The organism is Sorangium sp. So ce887, from assembly GCF_051521455.1.
In the GTDB taxonomy this organism is placed as follows: Bacteria; Myxococcota_A; Polyangia; order Polyangiales; family Polyangiaceae; genus Sorangium.
Window position 1 is genome coordinate 5,605,001 of sequence record NZ_CP150354.1, and the last position, 18,390, is coordinate 5,623,390.

The following is an 18,390-nucleotide window of genomic DNA, read 5'->3' on the forward strand; positions in this document are numbered from 1 at the left end:
GAGCTGGATGTTAGCCAACCCTTATTCGTCCCTCTCCACAGAGCTTTACAACCCGAAGGCCTTCATCACTCACGCGGCGTCGCTGCGTCAGGCTTTCGCCCATTGCGCAAGATTCCCCACTGCTGCCTCCCGTAGGAGTCTGGACCGTGTCTCAGTTCCAGTGTGGCTGATCATCCTCTCAGACCAGCTACCCGTCTACGCCTTGGTAGGCCATTACCCTACCAACTAGCTGATGGGCCGCAGGCTCATCCCCTGGCGCCAGCTTTCATGAAGAGGCCGGCTTTGACCCCATCCTCTTTCGAAGACGTGGTCTCATGCTGTATTAGCGCTCCTTTCGGAACGTTATCCACCACCTGGGGGCAGATTACCTACGTGTTACTCACCCGTGCGCCGCTTTACCGGGGCCGAAGCCCTTTCTCGCTCGACTTGCATGTGTTAAGCGCGCCGCTAACGTTCGTTCTGAGCCAGGATCAAACTCTCCAGTTAAATCCTGTTACATCAGACGGTGGCTAAGACCGCCTGATTTGCTCGTCAGTTATGACGTGCGAGGTCGAGCTTGCGCTCGCCTTTGGGACCCACGTCACTTCGTAGGCATACAACCCAGTTTTCAAGGACCGAGGAGGAGAGATCTGCTCGCTTGCACGAGCCAGCTCGCCTCGACCATCTGCAATCCGTGCCGGCCTTCCGAGGAGCCGCTTCGCGCAGACGCTACCCTCTCGGGTCACGCCGTCGCGTCGTTCAGCTCGGATGATGTCCGGCCTCGACCGGACCAGAGAGACACAAGCCTGTGCTTGCCGACCCTCCGGCTCCGTCGTTCGGGGCGGGCTTTTTAGCGGCCCGTCTCGAATCTGTCAACCTTTTCTTTCGAGAAGGTCAACCCGTCTACCAACCAACCGGGCGGTCCAGAGTTGCAGCGCCTCCGCTGCCCGACTCTCCGGGCCACCAGTTCGGGGCGGGCTTTCTAACGGCCTGCCTCGAACCTGTCAACCTTTTCTTTCGAGAAGGTCAACTCGTCTACCAACCAACCGGGCGGGCGGTCCAGAGTTGCAGCGTCTCCGCTGCCCGACTCTCCGGGCCACCAGTTCGGGGCGGGCTTTCTAACGGCCTGCCTCGAACCCGTCAACCTTTTCCTTCGAGAAGGTCAACCCGTCTACCCGCCGGGCGGTCCGGAGTTGCAGCGTCTTCGCTGCCCGGCTTTTCCGCCTATTCGCGACGAGCCGTCTACCGGCTTTCCGCGGCGCTGTCAACCGTCTCCTTCGAGGACGGTCGACCGAGCGAGCCAGCGTCGCAGCGCACGCACTGCCCGGATCGCCGGTTCCGCCGATTCGCAGGACCACGCTATTGACCTCCCACGAGGGTGTCAACCGCCGCGAGAAGGGCCGCGAGCACCGCCGACCGAGCGGCCCGGTATGTCTGGCATCGATCGGGACTGTGGCGGCGGGACTTGTGGCGGGCGAGCTGTTCGCGGAGGCGGCGGGCGAGCGGACTCGTGAGTCGGCTGATGTGTCCGGTGCGTCACGCCGGGGCGCTGCGCGTCGTCACGGTGCAGCGTCGTACCGCGAGGGCCGACCGGGCCGGAGCCAAGGTCGCGTACGCGGCGAACGCATCCGTCCTCGATCCATCGCCGCGGACGATCCGCCGCAGATCATAGACGTGATGGAAGAGGCCGAAGAACCTGCTCTCGCGCAGCCAGTGGCCATCGCTCACCCGGCGCATCGTGAACCTCGCCAGCGGCTCCGGGATGCGGACGCGCCGCCCGGCCAGGCAGACGAACGGGACAATCGCGCCGAAGGTCAGGTCCGCGTTGAGCCGGAGCTCGTAGACGAGACGCGCCGCGCGCACCAGCGCGTAGAGCCCGCGACCCCGGAGATTGGCGTGCCAGCTCCAGATCCTCTCGCCGTAGACATGGATCCGCGTCGTGCTGGTCCCGGCATCCCAGGTCGACCCGCCGAGCGATATCACCTCGTCGGGGAGCGGGTTCCCATCCATCCAGAAGAGACCCTGGAGCGCCTCCGGGATCCCGCTCGACGGACCGGCGAGGAGCATCTCTCTGTCCACCTGGTCCGAGGATATCTCGATGAGCTCGTACTCAGAGCCCTCGATCACCCCGACTGGCAACGTCACGGAGACACGCTCCATATCGGGTGTATAGCGCTCGGCGCCTCGCTCGCCCAGGAAGCTTGACGCCACAGCCGGACGACAGCCGCAGGGACGGTCGACCTCGCCGCCAGCAGCGACCCTCTTTTTCCCTGGTCGGCATCAAGGGCCGCCGCCCGTCCGAAGCGCCCGCGCGCGCGGCGCGGCCTTGCTCACGCGCGGCCGTCCGGAGCGCATGCACGTGAGCGCAAAGGAGAACGCAAAGGACTAACGAGACCTTCATTGCAGCTCGGCTGCGCGCGCGTGCATCGATTGCGCGATGCATCCACCTCCCAGCTGGCCTGACCTCTGCAGACATCGGCGACGCGGGTGGCACAAGGTAGGCGTCAGGGGGAAGCAGCCATGACTATGCGCATCGGAGCGATGGCGGTGAGCTCAGCGGTTCTCGCGCTGGGCTGCATGGACTCGGATCAGCAAGAGCCGCGGCGCGAGGGCGCGGCCGCTCTCCAGACCGGCGCGAGGCCGAAAGAGACGCGCTTCATCGAGGGCGGCTCGATCCCGTACGTGCTCGGGTTCTCGCCTGAGACCGGGCAGATCCTCGGCGGCTCGCACACGCTCCTCATCCCCCTGACCGGTACGCGCGAGCCCATGGACGCCGCGAACCTCCCCACGAGCCTGCACCCGGAGCTCCGGGGAACCTACACGTCGCTGAACTCGAGCCTGCTGCAAGGCCAGTCCACGGGCCCCTTCGCCTCGCAGTGGTGGCCCCAGAACAGGAACGGCATCGCGGACCGCTGGAACTCCGTGGTCAAGGACTACGGCGATCTGACGTCCGATCCGGACAACGTCTCGCCGGCGGAGAAGTACGATCTCCTGTTCTACGCAGGACAGGCCCGGTCGCTCGAGGCGCCCGCGGGCGCCGGCGCCGATGAGACGGGCCTGCCCGAGGGGACGCGCGCGGCGCCGCGCGCTCCACGGGCGACGCGGGTGGTGGGGCCAACGACGTACTGGGAGCTGCGACACCACGGCCTGTACCAGGGCGTGACCCCGGAATACTGGTGGGGACACTGCAACGGCTGGGCGGCCTACGTCGTCGCCGAGGGCGGCGGTCCACCGCTGCGCGACATCCGCGTGAAGCTCTCCGGCACCACGCTGACCGAGTGCGCGTCGGTCGAGCGGGGGTGCATCCTGTTCCGCACGGCGGACATCGAGGCGCTGATGACCGAGGTCTATCACAACGACTCCGCCACCGTGTCGGGGCGGCGCTGCGAGACGCGGGAGGACCTCGTCCAGCGCGACGTCTACGGCAGGCCGGTCGACGCCGCGTGCCGCGATCTGAACCCGGGGACGATGCACGTGGCCATGACCGGCCTGCTCGGGCTGGGCGCGAGCTCGATCAGCTCCGCGTCGAGCGGGCACGGGCGGCGCTCGTTCGTTGTCGACTACACATGGCACCGCGAGGTGTGGAGCTACCCGGTCACGTCGTTCAACATCGACTCGATGGCAGAGGTGAGCGCGCAGGAGGCGGCGCGGCTCGTCTGTAGCGGCGGGTACCAGGGGGCCGATTGCTATAATTACCGGTTCAACCCGAACGCGAGGCGCTTCGTCCGCGTCGGGGCGCGCTACGGGATGATCTCGGACGAGGTGAGCCCCGCGGAGCTCCTCCAGCCGCCCGCGCTCCGCAGCGTCCCGATCCTCAGCTCGGAGCTCCACTACGTGCTCGAGCTCGATGACCGGCTGACGGTGCTCGGCGGCGAGTGGATCAGGAACCCCGCCCTCGTCAACGGCGTGAACGGCAAGGCGATGCACCCGGACTATCTCTGGATTCCGGTGAGGCCGCAGGGCGCGGGCGAGGACGGCGACGATCTGGGCGGCTCCGGAGACAACCCGTACATCGCGTACTCGCGCGCGAGGGCGCTGCTCGATCTGTCGCGGAGACGGTGAGCGGGCGGCGCGCGGGCTGGTCTACGATGACCGCCCGATGATGCACCTGGACGAGGCGCTCGCGGCGCCGCTGCGCCGCGGAGATGTGCGGTGGCTCGACGAGCACCTCGACGAGGCGCGCTGCACCGACGAGGTGCTCCGCCAGCTCGTGCGGCACGGCGAGGCGCGCGTGCGTTACCTGGGGCTCTCGCGGATCGCGCAGGCCGCCGCCCGTCGCAGCGCGGGCGCGCGGCGGGCGCTCGCGGCGATTCTACCGCGCGCGATCGACGGGGACGGGACGCCCGAGGAAGCGCGGCTCCTCGCCGGGCTCTACCGCGAGCTCTGGCCGTTCCTCCCGGAGCAGCGGCTGCCGGCGTGGCGCGAGGCCGCGCTCCCCGCGCCCGTCCGCGTCGCCTGGCTGCGGACCGAGATCCTCACGCGGCCCGAGGTCCTCCGCGACGAGCCCGCCGGCGAGCTCGTCTACCAGGCGCTCCACGCCCTCGACCCGGCCGAGATCCCCGCGCCCGAGGCGCTCCTCCCGGAGCTCGCGGCGCGCCGCGACCCGGTCCTCCAGGCCGCAGCGCTCGATCTGACCCGGCGCTGCCTCCACGCGGCGCTGCTCGCGCCGGCGCAGGCGCGCGCGGTCCTCGGCGCGCTCGCCTTCGCGACGGCGCCCGCGGTCGCCGCCGCCGCGCTGCGCGAGCTCGCCGAGCCGTGGGCGGTCCTCGCCGGCGCGCCGCTCCCGGGCGCGCGCCTCGAGCAGCTCCTGCGCGGCGATCCCGAGGTGGCCGCGGCGGCGCTGGAGGCCGCGGCGCGCCACGGCGAGGGCGCGCCGCTCCGCGAGGTCGTCGCGCGCGAGGACGCGCCGCCGCGGCTCCGGCAGCGGGCGCTCGCGCTCCTGGGCGAGCGCGCGACCCGCGAGGACGTCGGCGCGATCCTCGAGCTCGCCGCGCGCGATCCGCTGCTGCTCGGCCCGAGCGCGATCGCCTGCCTGCGCGCGCTGCACCGGCGCGGCCACTTCCCTGCCCCGGAACACGCGGCGGCGATCCTCGAGCTCGCCCTCGCCGATCCAACCCTCCCCGCCGGCGACGTCGCGGCGATCACGTTCACCTGCCGGCGCGCGCTCTTCGAGGCGCTCGCCGCAGCGCCAGCCAGCGACGCGCGCTGGACGCGCCGGGCCGCGATCGCCGTCGCCATGGCGGAGCAGGGCGCGACAGACCTCCCCCTCGGGGACATGCTCGCCGAGAAGCTCCGCGAGGCCGCCTCGCCCGCGCCCTTGCTGCGCGCGATCGGCGCCCTTCGCCACGCGGCCGCAGAGGACGACGTGCTCGCCGCGCTGCCGCGCGCGCCCGCCGAGGCCCTGGACGCGCTCGCCGCGATCGGCGGCCAGCGCACCGCGGACGCGCTCCGCACCGCCCTCGGCCTCGACGGCGCAGGCGCGACCATCGCGCCATCGTCGATCGCCCTGAATCTCCGTCACCAACGGTATCGTGCCGTGACGCTGCTGTGGCATCTGACGGAGGAGCCCGGGGACCGTCGCGCGCTCCTCGCCCGCCTGAACCCCCGCGATCTGCCGGTCGAGCTCGCCGCCGATCTCGGCGGGGCCGAGCCGGCGGAGCTCGCGGTGCTCCAGCATGCGGTGGAGCGGTACACGCCCGCGGATGCGCTGCAGGCGCTCGCGCGCGCCGGCGATGCGCGCGCGCTCCCGGCGATCGCCGATCTGCTGCTCCGGATCGCGGCGGATCTCGCGGCCGCGTGGGCTCCCGGCGGGCCGGCCGAGCGGCTCGAGCCCGCGATCGACCAGGGCCCCCAGCGGCCCGCGGAGCCGGCGGTGCCGGCGGAGGTCGCGGAGGCGATCCGCGGCCTTGGCCGGCGGCTCCACCGGCGCCGGAAGATCCGGCCCGTGTGCCTGCTCGACGCCGCGAGCGAGCGCGAGGCCGGCGACGCGCTGCTCGCGAGCCTGACCCTCGACCTGCTCGACCGGCCCGGCCTGTCCGCGGGCGAGCGCGCCCTCCTCGTGGACCTGCTGCGCTCGGCGCCGTGGCGGCACGCGCGCCCGCGCGTCCCGCGCCTCCTCCGCCACCGCGACCCGCACGTGCGCAAGCGCGTGATCGCGCTGCTCGCCCAGGGCGGCGCCGAGGCGCTCTCGGCCACCCTGACGCTCCTCACGGGCGCCGGCGACGTGCAGACGGCGCGGCAGGCGCTGCGCGCGCTCGGCGCCATGGAGGCGCGCTGGGCCTGCCCCGCGATCGCCGCGTGCCTCGATCACCCGAGCATGAGCATCAAGAAGACGGCGGCCGAGGCGCTGTCGCGGGCGGGCGGGCCGGAGGCCGTGCCGCGGCTCGTCTTCTGGCTCGGCCGCCACGACAACCCGGGGCTGCGCGCCGCGCTCGAGGCCGCGCTGCGGGCGATCGTCGGGCCGGCCTGCGAGGCGACGCTCCTCGCCGCCGCCGAGGCCGCGGAGGACGAGCGCGCGCGCGATCGGCTGCTCGACGCGGTGGGCCGCGCGCTGTCGGCGCAGGCGATCCGGAGCGGGATCCGGCAGGGATCGGCCGCGGCGGCGCGGCTGCTGGAGCGGGCGATGGCCGGGGAGATCGCGCTCGCTTCCGGGACCGCCGCCGAGCTCGCCGCGGACATCGAGGCGCACGACCCGCACCGGCGCGAGCCGGGATCCGCGGGCGCACCGGCGCCGCCGGGCGCGGGGGAGGCGCTCGCCGCGGCGGCGCTCGCGGCCGCGCTGGCCCGCGGCGGCTGGGACGACGCGACGGCGCGGCGGCTGCTCGAGCGGCAGGCGGCGCTGCCGCAGGACGGGCTCGCGGCCCTGCGGCAGCTCGCGCCGGAGTGGCTCCGCCTCGCGGCGGCCGAGCCGGCGCTGCGCGACGCGGCGCTCCGGCTGCTCGTCCGCGCCTCCCCTGCCCCGTGGTCGCCCGGCGAGGCGCGCGCGTTCGCGAGGCAGGTCACGGTGCTGCTCGACGGGGCCGCGGCGGCGGCGGCCGATCTGCGCGACGGGCTCCTTTCGCTGCTCGAGGCGGCGGCGCCGGAGCTCCCGGCGGCCGAGGCGCTGGGCGTGGCGGCGCGGGTGCGCGGGCTCGCACAGGCGCCCGGGGCGCGCCGGTCGCCGCTCGAGGTGCTGCGGCGGTGCGGGGCGATCCTCGGGCGCACCGACGTCGAGCAGGCGCTCGCCATGGCGCGCGTGGCCGCCGATCCCTGGACGGCGGAGGCGGCGATCCTGCGCGAGGCGTTCGGCGCGCCGGCGGAGGCGGGCGAGGGCGCGGATCCCGAGGGCGCGGCCGCGTGGCAGGCGGCGCTCCGGGCCGCGGCGCAGGAGCCGAGGGAGCTCGCGGCGCTCCGGGCGGAGGGGCCGCGCGGCGGGGTCGGCTCGCGGGCGCAGCTGGCCGCGCTGATCGAGGTGTTCCCGTCCGCGGCCGAGCCGGCGCGGGCGCTCCTCCTGGACTGGATGGAGTCGCTGCAGCCGATCGGCGCGCCGCCGTGGACCCTCGCCGAGCAGGCGGCGGCGCGGAGCGGCGGCGCGCGGGCGCCGCGGCCGTCCGATCTCGACCAGCCGCGCTCGGCCGCGCTCCGCGGGCGCCTGCTGTCGATGCTGGACGCGCCCGCGCCGGCCGAGCGGCGCGCGGCGGCCACCGCGCTGCTCTCGTGGCCGGAGGAGGACGTCCGCGCGGCCGTGCTGCGCGCTCACCTGCGCGGCAACGTCGAGGGCCTGGATGGGCGGAGCCTGCCGCGTGTGGCGGGCTCGCTGCTCGATGTCACGGAGGAGGAGCTCCGGGGCGACACCGGCGACGAGCTGCGCCGGGAGCGCGCGGCGCGTCTCGCGGCCCTGCTCGATCGGTCGGCGGTCGAGCGCCTGTTCCCGCTGCTGCTCGGGTGGTGGGAGACGGGCGCGCCGGAGACGCGCGCGGCGGCGGCCCAGGCGCTCCGCCGCATCGCTCCCGACGTGCGGGCGGCGCGGATCGTCGAACGCGTCCGGCAGGGGGCGTGGGGCTACCTCGACCTGGTCGCGGGCGAGCAGCTGCTGCGCACGCCGGAGCTCGAGGCCGTCGTGAAGCGCCTGCGCGCCGAGGGGCGGGTCGACCTGGCGGAGCGGATCTCCCTCGTGGACGGCCCGCTCCGGCCGCCCGGCGGTGCGGACGAAGACGCGCGGGCGCTCGCGGCGCTGCGCGCGCGCCCGGAGCCGCGGGCGCGTGCGGCGGGCGACCGCGGCCCGGCGCGGCAGGAGCTGGTGCGGCTCGCGCGCGCCGGGGATCCGGAGCAGTCCCGCCGGGCGCTGTCGGCGCTCGCCGGGGCGCCGGACGAGGAGCTCGCGGCGCTGCTCGTGGAGCTGCTCGGCGATCGGCGTCCCCGGGTGCGGCTCCACGCGCACCGGCTGCTGCGCGACGCGGTGGACCGCGCCGCCTACCTGCGCGCGACGTGCGGGCTCCTCTCGGATCCGCTGCCCGACGTGGTCCGCTCGGCGATCCGCATCCTCAGCTTCGCGCCGTGGCCGGCTGCGATCCCCGCGATCGTGGGCCTGCTCCTGCACCCGCACAAGGCAGTCCGCCGAGCGGCCGCCGAGGGGCTCGCGCACGTGGGCGCGCCGGCGCTCCCCGCCCTCAAGGAAGCGCTGGGGCACGCGCGGCCGGATCGACGGGAGGTCTACGCAGAGGTGATGAGGCGAATCGGGACGCTGTGATGCGGGGACAGGGTTGCTCCGCAGGATGGTCGGCCGAGAGAGAGAGAGAGAGAGAGAGAGAGAATTCAACGCAAAGGCGCAAAGACGCAAAGACGCAAAGACGCAAAGACGCAAAGACGCAAAAAAAAGAGGAGAGATAGAATCACAGCATGAGCATCATGCCATCTCGTTCTCTTTGGTTTCCTTGGCGGCTCATCTTCATTCCTGATTCCTGTCATGAGCACCTCTGCGCCATCGCTTTCGGTGAGCAGCCGGTGACACAGACACCACGCGATCAACGATCTGCCAGGTCGGACGCCCCTCCCTAATGGTCTTTTTTTGCGCCTTTGCGCATTTGCGCCTTTGCGTTGAATTCTCCCCTCCTGTCAGGAGCCGCACGAGATGCGCCGTCGCGCCCATCTCATCAGTTCGCTCCCGCCCCTTCGACCTGGCCTGCCGCTCCCCCCGGCCCCTCAGTCTCGCCCGCCGCTCCCCCCGGCTCGGCCGGCAAAGGCACAACACCGCGGTCGGGCTCCCCGAGGACGCAGGCCTCTTTGCCCTCGACCACCTTGCAGCGGCGATCTGCCGGGCACTTCCCTCCACACGGCAGCCGCACACACAACCCCGTCGCCGCGTCGCACGCCGTCCCGATCTCACAGATCGCGTAGCAGGTGTCGTAGACCTCGCGGTTCACCACAGCCGCCCCGGCCGCGGCGGCGAGCGCCGCCGCCGCGTCACCATAGGAGCTCCCACCCGACCGCTCGGGATCGGGGCTCCCACCCGACTGCACGGGCCTCATCCCCAACAAAAACTCGGGGGGACCGCGCTTCGCCCTCAAGCAGCCGGCCAGGTTTACAGCCACACAGCAGGATATCAAAAGGACGGTAATTCTCATCAACCTGAGATCCTGCATACACACAGTAACGATTCGACGCCAGGTCAGGAGCATACTCCGGTACAATGCTCGCCATGCAGGGGGGAGGGAACCAAGGTGAGTGAGCCTGTGCACCTGGCGCCGTTGCCGACGCCGCTTCGCTGGGAGGTACCGCCCAGGAGCTGGAGCGCCGGCAAGGCATCGAGCCTGACCGTCACGGCGGGCGGCAAGACCGACCTGTTCCTCGATCCGGAGCGCACCACCGGCGTCCTGAACGCGCCGCGCCTGCTCGGGACGCCGCAGGGGGATTTCCTCGCCAGCGCGCGGGTGACCGTGGGCTTCGCGGCGGCGCACGACGCCGGCGTGCTGCTGCTCTGGGCGCACGAGCGCGCGTGGGCCAAGCTCTGCTTCGAGCTGTCGCCGGAGCGCGTGCCGACGGTCGTCTCCGTGGTGACCCGCGGCCTGTCCGACAGCCGCAGATCCTTCAACGTCGACGCCGACCACGTCTGGCTGCGCGTCTCGCGGCTCGGGCGGGTGTGCGCGTTCCACGCCTCCACCGACGGGACGATCTGGCACGTGCTCCGCAGCTTCTCGCTCGGCAGCGCAACCGAGCTCGACGTCGGCTTCTCGGCCCAATCGCCGGCAGGCGACGGCTGCACCGCCGTCTTCGACGACATCCGCTTCACGCCGCGCCGGGTCGGCGACCTGCGCAGCGGACACGCGGAGAGCGACGCAGCGCTGGCGCGCGCCGGTCAGATGCCGCCGTTGACCGGGATGACCTTGCCGCTCACGTACGTGTTGTGAAGGGCGAGCCACGCGATCGCGGCCGCGGCCTCGTCGGGCGTGCCGAGGCGCCGCAGGGCCGAGAACGCGAGGTACTCCTTGCGGAGGCCCTCGTCGAGCCGCGTCGATAGCCCGGCGTCGAGCAGGCCCAGCGCCACCATGTTGACCCGCACCCGCCGCGGGCCGAGCTCCTTCGCGAACGCCATGGCGGTGGCCGCGATCATCCCCTGGCTCGCCGCGAACGCGACCGGGATCGGCAGCGACTGCGCGCGATCGGGCCCGCCGACGAGGACGATCTCCCCGCCCCCGCCCCGCGCCATCACCGCCCCGACATCGCGGGCGACCAGGAAGGCCGCGCGGGCGTTCGACGCATAGGCCCGGTCCCACGCCTCGTCCGACAGCTCGAGCCCCGGCGTGGCGTCGAGGCTCCCGGCGCAGTGGATCGCCGCGGCAGGCACCGGCTCGTCCGCGCCCATCCGGCCGACGAATTCGCGGAGCGCGGCGGCGTCGGTGAGATCGAGCCGGACGGCGCGGAAGCCGAGCTCGCGCGACAGCTCGGCCGCCCGGACCTCGCTCCGGCAGTACGTGAACGTGGCGCTCGCCCCGCGCGAGGCGAGCGCGCGCAGCACCGCGGCGCCGACGGCGCCCGTGCCCCCGAAGACGACGGCGTGCTTCATGTCAGGCCCTCCACGTACGCGAGCGCCTCGGCCGCGGCGTCGACGAAGGTGTCGAGCGTGTCGCGCGGGATGTCAAACCGAGGCTGGAGCCGGAAGATCGTCCAGTCGTGCCCGCAGGTGAAGCAGAAGAAGCCACGGCGATAGAGGCGGTGGCACACGAGCGGCGACACCACCGAGTGGTGCGCGAGATCCGGGAACCCGAAATGCTCGAAGGAGAGCCAGGGGTGATCCGGCGGATCGAGCTGCACGCCGAGCATCAGGCCCGCGCCGCGCACCTCCCTGAACAGCCGGTTCGGCCGGAGCGCCGACTCCAGCCGCTCGCGGAGGTACGCGCCCGTCTCGCGGACGTACGCGATGAGCTCGTCCGTGATCAGGTCGAGCGTGGCGAGCCCCGCGACCGCGGAGAGGGCGTTGTAACCCATGGTGTTGTTGTGGCTCTCGCCCGCGGCGAACTGGCTGCCGTAGGCGCGCACGAAGAGGTCGCGCCTCGTCAGCATCGCCGAGAGCGGCAGGAGACCGCCGCCGAGCTGCTTCGCCAGGAGCACCACGTCCGGCCGGCGCGGCCAGCGCTCGGTCGCGAGGAAGCCGCGCCCCGTGCGGCCGACGCCCGTCTGCACCTCGTCGGCGATGAGCAGCGCGCCGTGCCTCGCCGTGAGGTCGCAGAGCGCCTCGACGAACGGCGGCGGCAGCTCGCGCACGCCGCCCTCGCCCTGGATCGGCTCCACGAGCACCGCCGCCACGTCACCCCCGGCGAACACCCGGGCGAGCGCGTCGACGTCGCCGAACGGGATCGACGTGGCGCCCTGCAGCAGGGGCACGAACGGGTCGCGGAGGTACCCCTCCCCCATGAACGAGACGCTCCCGTAAGAACAGCCGTGGTAGGCGCCGGTCAGCCCGACGAGGACGGGCTTCCGGGTGAGCGCGCGGGCGAGCTTGAGCGACGCCTCGACGGCGTCGCTCCCCGTGCACCCGAAGAAGACGTTGTCGTAGTGGCCCGTGCGCTCGCAGAGGCGGCGCGCCAGGCGGCCGGCGAACGGGTTGACGCGCGACGGGTACCAGGAGGGCGCGTCCGAGTCGAGGAAGGCGCGCACGGCGCGGGCGATGCCCGGGTTGCGATGACCGAAGGCCTGGGTGCCGTGGAAGTCCTCGATGACGAGGCCCTCGCTGTCGACGAGGAGGCCGCCCTCGGCGCGCACGACCCGGATGGGCTCGCGGGCGAGCTTCGCCCGCTGCGCGATGAGCGGGTTCACGAAGGCGCGGTAGTCGTCGAACCCGTCGCGCAGGATGTCGTCGAACGCGTCCACGTCAGAGCCCTCCGTCGGCGACGAGCTTGGCGGCGCTCATGAAGGCGCTGTCGTCGGAGCACAGGAACACCGCGAGCTCGGCGATCTCGTCGACGCGGCCGAGGCGACGCAGCCCGCAGTGCGCGACGTACTCCGCCTGGCGGTGCTGCGGGAGCCCCTGCGCCATGCCCTCCTCGAGGAGGCCGGGGCCGAGGAGGTTCACGCGCACGCCATAGCGGCCGACCTCGCGCGCGAGCGCCTCGGTGAGGCCGCGCAGGGCCGACTTCGAGGCGGCGTAGTGGACCGGCGCCTCGATCACGCGCTCCGACGCGAAGTTGCCGATGTTCAGGATGACGCCGCGCTTCTCGCGGATCATGAACCGCAGCGCGGCGCGGCTCATGAGGTAGGCGCCCTTCACGTTCACGTCCATCACGAGGTCCCAGTCCTCCTCCTCGAGCAGCGAGATGGGCAGGACCTGGGTGATGCCGGCGTTGTTGACCAGCACGTCGAGCCCACCCCAGGCGCGGTGCAGCGCGGCGAGGGTGTCCTTCACGTGGGCGGCGTCCGCCACCGAGCCCTTGAAGACGAGCGGCGGGGCGCCTGTCGCGGCGATCTGTCGGCCCGCCTCGGCGGCGTCCGCGTCGTCGGTCGCGTAGGTGAAGGCGACGCGCGCGCCGTGCCGGGCGAACGCGAGGGCGATCGCGCGCCCGAGCCCGCGCGAGCCGCCCGTGACGAGGCAGCGCCGGCCGGCGAGGAGGCCGGAGGCGGCGCTCACGGGGCCTCCCGGCGAGGCGCCGGCGAGAGGAGCGGGAGGGCGCGCCGCCCGCCGGATCGATCCGGCCACGTCCGCGGCTCGCTCATGAACCGCGGCTCCTTCTCCCGGTAGAGCACGTTGTAGTTGCAGACAGGCACGGTCCTCCCGTCGGCGGTACAGTTGCTGTCGCAGCACTGGGCCGCGCGCTCGACGTCGAACGTCTCCTCATCCATGTGCGAGTGGACGTACACCGCCTTCACCGCGCGCTCGCTGATCCGCAGGGACTCCTCCCGCCGGAGCGGCTTCTTCGCCGGGAACAGCGCGCGCAGGAGGCCGTTCAGGAGGCCGAGCGCGCGGTCGTCGTCGCCGCGCGACCAGAGCGCGTCGATCGCGTCCTGCATGGCGCGCTCGAGGCGCGCGCTCGGCTCGAGGTAGAGGTGGTCGCCGAGGCAGGCGTAGAGCGCCTCGCGGCTCATGAACCGGGTGAACGGGATCGGCGGGCCGCCCGCGGGATCCATGAGCAGGTAGGCGACCTGGTAGCAGAGCGGGTGAGCGCACGGCGACGGGACGAAGTCGCCCGGCGAGAGGAGCCCGCCCGTCGTCTCGGCGATCCGCTCGAGGACCTCGAGCGTGGAGATGCGGCCTTTGCGATCGAACGAGGCGCCGCTCTGGCCGGTGAACGTCATCGTGTGGACCTCGAGGTGGCGGACGCAGCCGAGCCGGAAGCCGAGCTCGAGGATGCGGCCGATCTCGTGGTCGTTGAGGCCACGGGTCATGACCGGGATGAGCGTCGTGTCGACGCCGGCGGCGTCGAGGCGCTCGAGACAGGCGAGCTTCTTGTCGACGCTCCTGACGCCGTTCAGGGCCCTGTCCGTGACGTCGTCGAAGGTGTCGAAGGAGAGCGCGATCCGCGCCCCGAGCTCCGCGAGCCGCCGGAGGAGCGCGTCGTTCCTGAGCAGGCCGAAGCCGTGGCTGCAGATGCTCACGCGGTGGATGCCCGCGTCCTGGCACATCGCGACGAGCTCGGGCAGCTCGGGGTGGAGCGTGGGCTCGCCGCCCGTGAGGTTGATCAGGTCGAGATCGCCGCCGGCGCCGTCGCAGAGGTGGCGGAGCACCTCCCCGAACTCGGCCTTGCTCATGAAGAACGCGCCGTCGTTCTTGTTGTGCACGTAGCACATGGGACAGTCGAGATCGCAGGCGCTCGTGATCGTGACGACCGGCATCCTGACCCGCTGGGTGTGGGCCTCGCACGGGCCGCAATCGAAGGGGCAGCCGTGCTCGATCGGGCGCCGCGGCGCCCGCGGCGGCGCAGGGACCGGCGCGATCGCGCGCGTCGACTCGTACCAGGCCGCGCTCGTCGAGAGCCGCACGTCGCGCGGGCCGTGCTCGGGGCACGCCTTGCGCATCCACACCTCGCCGGCGGGCGTCGCCACGACCCGGGCGGGGACGGCGATCTTGCAGGCCGGGCACAGGCTCGTCGTCTCGTGGATCAGCCGGTCGGTCCCCATGGGACGGAGGATATCAGGCTCCTCGAGGCGAGCGCGCTCCCGTCGACGCCCCGCGCGGCCTGATAAGCTCACGCGCATGCCCCGCGCGCCGGACGAGATCGTGGCGGTCGAGTCGCTCACCAAGACCTTCGGCGGGGTCGCCGCGCTCTCGGACGTGAGCTTCCGCGTCGAGGGCCCCGGCCTCGTCGGCGTCCTCGGCCCGAACGGCGCCGGCAAGACGACGCTGCTCGATCTCCTGGAGGGCCTCAGCGAGCCGACGCGCGGCGCGGTCCGCCTCTTCGGCGCGCCCGTGCCGCCCTACCCGCGGCGGCGGGTCGGCGTGGTCATGCAGAAGGAGGTCCAGCTCGAGCGCTGCACGACGCGGGAGTACGCCGGCCTCTTCGCCGCGATCTACGGCGTCCGTGACGGCGCGGCGCGGATCCTGGAGCGGGCGCGCCTCGCCCAGCGCGCGTCGGTGCCCATGGCGCGCCTGTCGGGCGGCGAGGCGGCGCGCCTGTTCATCGCCACCGCGCTGGTCCACGAGCCCGAGCTGCTCTTCCTCGACGAGCCCACGGCGCCGCTCGACCCGGCCGGCAAGCAGGAGATCGGCGAGGTGCTGCGCGGCGTGGCCCGCGAGCGCACGGTGTTCATGACGACGCACGACCTGCGCGAGGCGGACGGCCTCTGCGATCGGCTGCTCTTCCTCGTCGGCGGCAAGCTCCGGGCGAGCGGGACGCGGGACGAGCTCGTGGCCGCGGTGCCCGAAGGCCGCCGGACGGGGCTCGGGGTCGAGGACGCGTTCTTCCACTTCTGCGCGGTCCGGATGCGCCGCGGCGAGGCGGAGGTCGCGTCGTGAGCGCCTTCTGGGCGCTCGCGCGCCTCCGGCTGCTCGACGTGCTGCGGAGCGCGAGCTCGACGAGCTTCGTGCTGCTCTTCCCGGTCGTGCTCCTCGTCGTCGTCGGGTTCGTGTTCATGAACGGCCACCCGTTCGAGGAGCGGACGATCGCCGTCGTCGCCGGCCCCGGCGCCGCCGAGCGCCCGCTGGAGGCGCTCGGCGGCGAGCTCGAGCCCGCGCGGCTCGTGCACGTGGAGAGCGAGGCCGCCGGGCTCGCGCAGCTCCGGGCGCGGACCGCGAGCGCCGTCGTGGTGCTCCCGCGCGGCGACGGGATCTCGCGGGTGATCGTGGGGCCGCGCGACCGGCTCTTCGGGCGAGGGATCGCCGCGTCGCCCGGGGTGCGGGCCGAGCTCGCCGTCGTGGAGCTCCCGCGCTGGGGCTACGTCCACTACCTCTTCCCGGGGATCCTCACGTTCAGCGTCATGCTCGCCGGGCTCTTCGCGACCGGCTACACGATGGTGCTCTACCGGCAGAACCGCTTCCTGAAGAAGCTCGCGACGACGCCCATGCCGAAGGCGGTGTTCGTCGGGGCGCAGATCGCGGCGCGCTCCGTCCTCGTCCTCGGGCAGATCGCCCTTGTCGCCGCGGCCGGCGCGCTGCTCTTCGACGTGCCGTTCACCGCGGTGTCGGCCCTCTGGGTGGCCCTGGTGTCGCTGCTCGGCCTGCTCGCGTTCATGGGCGTCGGCTTCGTGCTCGCGTGCGTCCTCAGGACCGAGGACCTGGTGGTCGACATCGTGAGCGCGGTGAACCTGCCGCTCGTCTTCCTGTCCGAGATCTTCTTCCCCCTGGACGCCCTCCCCCGCCCGCTCGCCGCGCTGGGCGCCATCCTGCCGAGCACGCACATGGTGCAGCTCACCCGCGAGATCTTGCTGTTCGGTGCCACCGATCCGGGCCAGCTCGCCGGCGGCATCGCCGTCCTCGCCGGCTGGACGGTCGCGACGTTCGCGCTCAGCCTCCGGCTCTTCCGGTGGCATCGCTGAGGGCGGCGACCTCGACCTGGGCGGGGTCGCCGGAGGGCAGAGCAGCTTTCCAACAACGGTTCGGGGGCATCACGCCCGGGGAAGGCGGCCGCCACGGTTTCTACCGCTGCCTGTCCACGCGCTCGGTCTGCAGCCGATCTCTACGCGAGAGTCCCCATCAGGGCGGCTAAGGGGATCGCGAGGCAGAGTGTTCGTCCCGCCCGGAGCCGTGTCGCCCAGCACGCTCATGCCTTGCTCGCCGCGAGCGCCCCTTATCTCACATTTCACAACTCGTATCCAGGAGCACGCATCGAACCCCAGCAGGGTCGAGAACCCTAGAATTGGGGGGAATCATGGGCCAAATCCTCCGGAAAATCGGATGGATCGCATGCCTCCTCGTGGTGGCGTCGAGCTTCTCGCAGCTTGGCTGTAGCGGTGGGGACGACCCGCCGCAGGCGCACGTTGACGAGGGCGCACTCGCCGCCATGGCGGACGGAGCAGATGCAACTTTCTGGGTTGTCTTCAATGAACGCGCGGACCTCCGCGCGAGTGACGGGGACGCGCGGCCTGATGGACGAGATCGCGCGGCGCCCCGAGGTGGAGGCCATCGTCCTCGACGGCGCCTTCAGCATCCCGCCTCCCGTGGACGACGGGACAGGCCCAGGCGACGAGGTCGAGTGGAACATCGCCAGGATCCGCGCAGATAAAGTCTGGTCGGCGTTCGGCGACGGCGACGGGATCGTCGTCGGCAGCATCGACTCGGGCGTCCAATTCGACCACGAGGCGCTCGTCCGCCAGTACCGGGGCAACCTCGGCGACGGCAGGTTCGTGCACGATTACAACTTCTGGGATCCATCGCAGATCTGCGGGCCGCTCGGCAGCCCGCCCTGCGACAACAACGGCCACGGCACGCACACGATGGGCACCATCGCCGGCGGCGATGGACTCGGCCCTTTCGAGGACGACATCGGCGTGGCGCCGGGCGTGAAGTGGATCACGGCCAAAGGGTGCGAAACGATCTCCTGCTCGTTCGCGGCGCTCGTGTCCTCGGGCGAGTGGATGCTGGCGCCGACCGATCTGCTCGGAAGGAACCCGAAGCCCTCGCGCCGGCCTCACCTCATCAACAACTCCTGGGGTGGCGGCCCAGGGGATCCGTTCTTCCGGGGCATCGTCAAGGCCTGGCGCGCCGCGGGGATGGCCCCGGTGTTCGCCAACGGCAACGCCGGACCGGCCTGCGGGACCGTGGCGTCGCCGGCCGACTACCCCGAATCCTTCGGCGTCGGCGCCACCGACATGATGGATGAGATCGCCGCGTTCTCGAGCCGCGGCCCCTCGGCGTTCGGCCCCATCAAGCCAGATGCGTCGGCGCCCGGCGTGGAAGTGCGCTCGAGCGTCCCCGGCGGCTACGCGATCTTCAGCGGCACGTCGATGGCGGCGCCCCACGTCACGGGCACGCTGGCCCTCGTCTGGTCTGCTGCTCCGGACCTGATCGGCGACATCGGGAAATCGTTCGAGCTGATCCGGAGAACCGCCGTCAATCGCCGGAGCTTCGAGTGCGGCGGCGCGGCGGACGGCGACCCGAACAACACCTATGGCGACGGCCGGATCGACGCGTTCCGGGCGGTCGCCGCGAGCGAGCGGGTCGCGGGCAAGCTGATCGGCACGGTCATCGAAGCCCGCACGGGCAGGCGCGTGGAGCAGGCGATGATCGTCGCGAAGCGGCGCGACGATGGATTGAAGCGCAGCACCTTCACGGACGAGGCGGGCGCGTACGCGATGTCCCTGCCCGTGGCTCCGGCGCACAGACTCGAGGTGTACGACGTCGTGGTCACGGCGTTCGGCTACGAGCCGGCCGCCGCCCGGGTCGCGATCCGGAACGACGAGATCACCGTGCGCGCGTTCAGGCTCGTACCGCTGCGGCGCTTCGACCTCTCGGGTAGCAGGTGACGCACAGGCCAGACCTGTAGTCCGCCCCCCGGGCGACCGGCGGCC

Annotated in this window: 12 protein-coding genes and 1 rRNA gene (1 of these 13 running past the window's edge); 6 read left to right on the forward strand and 7 right to left on the reverse strand. The window is 72.5% G+C overall.

The features are described from left to right. A 16S ribosomal RNA gene (locus tag WMF36_RS20970) occupies window positions 1-486 on the reverse strand; it reaches 1,071 nt to the left of the window's first position. Between the two features lie 1,029 nt (window positions 487-1,515). After that, window positions 1,516-2,139: a hypothetical protein gene (locus tag WMF36_RS20975; RefSeq protein WP_437581389.1), complete on the reverse strand. Its 624-nt coding sequence runs from the start codon at window positions 2,137-2,139 to the stop codon at window positions 1,516-1,518. A 381-nt stretch (window positions 2,140-2,520) separates the two neighbouring features. Between WMF36_RS20975 and WMF36_RS20980 the strand changes: the two genes are divergently transcribed. Beyond that, window positions 2,521-4,041 carry a hypothetical protein gene (locus WMF36_RS20980; protein WP_437581941.1) on the forward strand — a complete coding sequence of 507 codons (1,521 nt, stop codon included), beginning with the start codon at window positions 2,521-2,523 and terminating at the stop codon, window positions 4,039-4,041. Between the two features lie 37 nt (window positions 4,042-4,078). After that, window positions 4,079-8,707, forward strand: coding sequence for a HEAT repeat domain-containing protein (locus tag WMF36_RS20985; RefSeq protein ID WP_437581390.1), 4,629 nt, complete (start codon window positions 4,079-4,081; stop codon window positions 8,705-8,707). Window positions 8,708-9,110: 403 nt separating this feature from the next. Here WMF36_RS20985 and WMF36_RS20990 read toward each other — a convergent pair whose 3' ends face one another. Then, window positions 9,111-9,485 carry a hypothetical protein gene (locus WMF36_RS20990; RefSeq protein ID WP_437581391.1) on the reverse strand — a complete coding sequence of 125 codons (375 nt, stop codon included), beginning with the start codon at window positions 9,483-9,485 and terminating at the stop codon, window positions 9,111-9,113. Between the two features lie 192 nt (window positions 9,486-9,677). Here WMF36_RS20990 and WMF36_RS20995 point away from each other — a divergent pair, with 192 nt between their 5' ends. Then, the gene (locus WMF36_RS20995; protein ID WP_437581392.1) at window positions 9,678-10,364 is read left to right on the forward strand and encodes a DUF1349 domain-containing protein; all 687 of its coding nucleotides are present in this window, start codon (window positions 9,678-9,680) and stop codon (window positions 10,362-10,364) included. On the opposite strand, the gene WMF36_RS21000 is transcribed toward WMF36_RS20995, so the two are convergent. Genes WMF36_RS21000 through WMF36_RS21015 form a run of 4 tightly spaced genes read right to left on the reverse strand, consistent with a single transcriptional unit; the run spans window position 10,313 to window position 14,565 of the window. After that, on the reverse strand, window positions 10,313-11,020 hold the full coding sequence (locus WMF36_RS21000) for an SDR family NAD(P)-dependent oxidoreductase (RefSeq protein ID WP_437581393.1): 708 nt from the start codon (window positions 11,018-11,020) through the stop codon (window positions 10,313-10,315). The two genes, WMF36_RS20995 and WMF36_RS21000, sit on opposite strands and share 52 nt — an antisense overlap. Beyond that, window positions 11,017-12,324, reverse strand: coding sequence for an aspartate aminotransferase family protein (locus WMF36_RS21005; protein WP_437581394.1), 1,308 nt, complete (start codon window positions 12,322-12,324; stop codon window positions 11,017-11,019). The genes WMF36_RS21000 and WMF36_RS21005 overlap by 4 nt, the downstream gene beginning before the upstream one ends. Before the next feature lies 1 nt (window position 12,325). Further along, window positions 12,326-13,078: an SDR family NAD(P)-dependent oxidoreductase gene (locus WMF36_RS21010; protein WP_437493530.1), complete on the reverse strand. Its 753-nt coding sequence runs from the start codon at window positions 13,076-13,078 to the stop codon at window positions 12,326-12,328. Next, window positions 13,075-14,565: a radical SAM protein gene (locus WMF36_RS21015; RefSeq protein WP_437581395.1), complete on the reverse strand. Its 1,491-nt coding sequence runs from the start codon at window positions 14,563-14,565 to the stop codon at window positions 13,075-13,077. Before WMF36_RS21015 ends, WMF36_RS21010 begins: the two co-directional genes overlap by 4 nt. A 76-nt stretch (window positions 14,566-14,641) precedes the next feature. Between WMF36_RS21015 and WMF36_RS21020 the strand changes: the two genes are divergently transcribed. From WMF36_RS21020 to WMF36_RS21030, 3 genes are all read left to right on the forward strand, one after another. Further along, a complete protein-coding gene (locus WMF36_RS21020) occupies window positions 14,642-15,400 on the forward strand; it encodes an ABC transporter ATP-binding protein (RefSeq protein WP_437581396.1) in 759 nt (252 codons plus the stop codon). Beyond that, window positions 15,397-16,419, forward strand: coding sequence for an ABC transporter permease (locus WMF36_RS21025; protein WP_437581397.1), 1,023 nt, complete (start codon window positions 15,397-15,399; stop codon window positions 16,417-16,419). Before WMF36_RS21020 ends, WMF36_RS21025 begins: the two co-directional genes overlap by 4 nt. Before the next feature lie 504 nt (window positions 16,420-16,923). After that, window positions 16,924-18,345 (forward strand): S8 family serine peptidase, encoded by a 1,422-nt coding sequence (locus WMF36_RS21030; protein WP_437581398.1) that lies wholly within the window; start codon window positions 16,924-16,926, stop codon window positions 18,343-18,345. Window positions 18,346-18,390: the final 45 nt, after the last annotated feature.

What these genes read in the sequence shown, in the direction of transcription:
- WMF36_RS21015 (WP_437581395.1), bottom strand. Translation starts at nt 14,565, where the DNA reads ATGGGGACCGACCGGCTGATCCACGAGACGACGAGCCTGTGCCCGGCC.
- WMF36_RS20975 (WP_437581389.1), bottom strand. Translation starts at nt 2,139, where the DNA reads ATGGAGCGTGTCTCCGTGACGTTGCCAGTCGGGGTGATCGAGGGCTCT.
- WMF36_RS20980 (WP_437581941.1), top strand. Translation starts at nt 2,521, where the DNA reads ATGGCGGTGAGCTCAGCGGTTCTCGCGCTGGGCTGCATGGACTCGGAT.
- WMF36_RS21020 (WP_437581396.1), top strand. Translation starts at nt 14,642, where the DNA reads ATGCCCCGCGCGCCGGACGAGATCGTGGCGGTCGAGTCGCTCACCAAG.
- WMF36_RS21000 (WP_437581393.1), bottom strand. Translation starts at nt 11,020, where the DNA reads ATGAAGCACGCCGTCGTCTTCGGGGGCACGGGCGCCGTCGGCGCCGCG.
- WMF36_RS20985 (WP_437581390.1), top strand. Translation starts at nt 4,079, where the DNA reads ATGATGCACCTGGACGAGGCGCTCGCGGCGCCGCTGCGCCGCGGAGAT.
- WMF36_RS20990 (WP_437581391.1), bottom strand. Translation starts at nt 9,485, where the DNA reads ATGAGGCCCGTGCAGTCGGGTGGGAGCCCCGATCCCGAGCGGTCGGGT.
- WMF36_RS21030 (WP_437581398.1), top strand. Translation starts at nt 16,924, where the DNA reads ATGAACGCGCGGACCTCCGCGCGAGTGACGGGGACGCGCGGCCTGATG.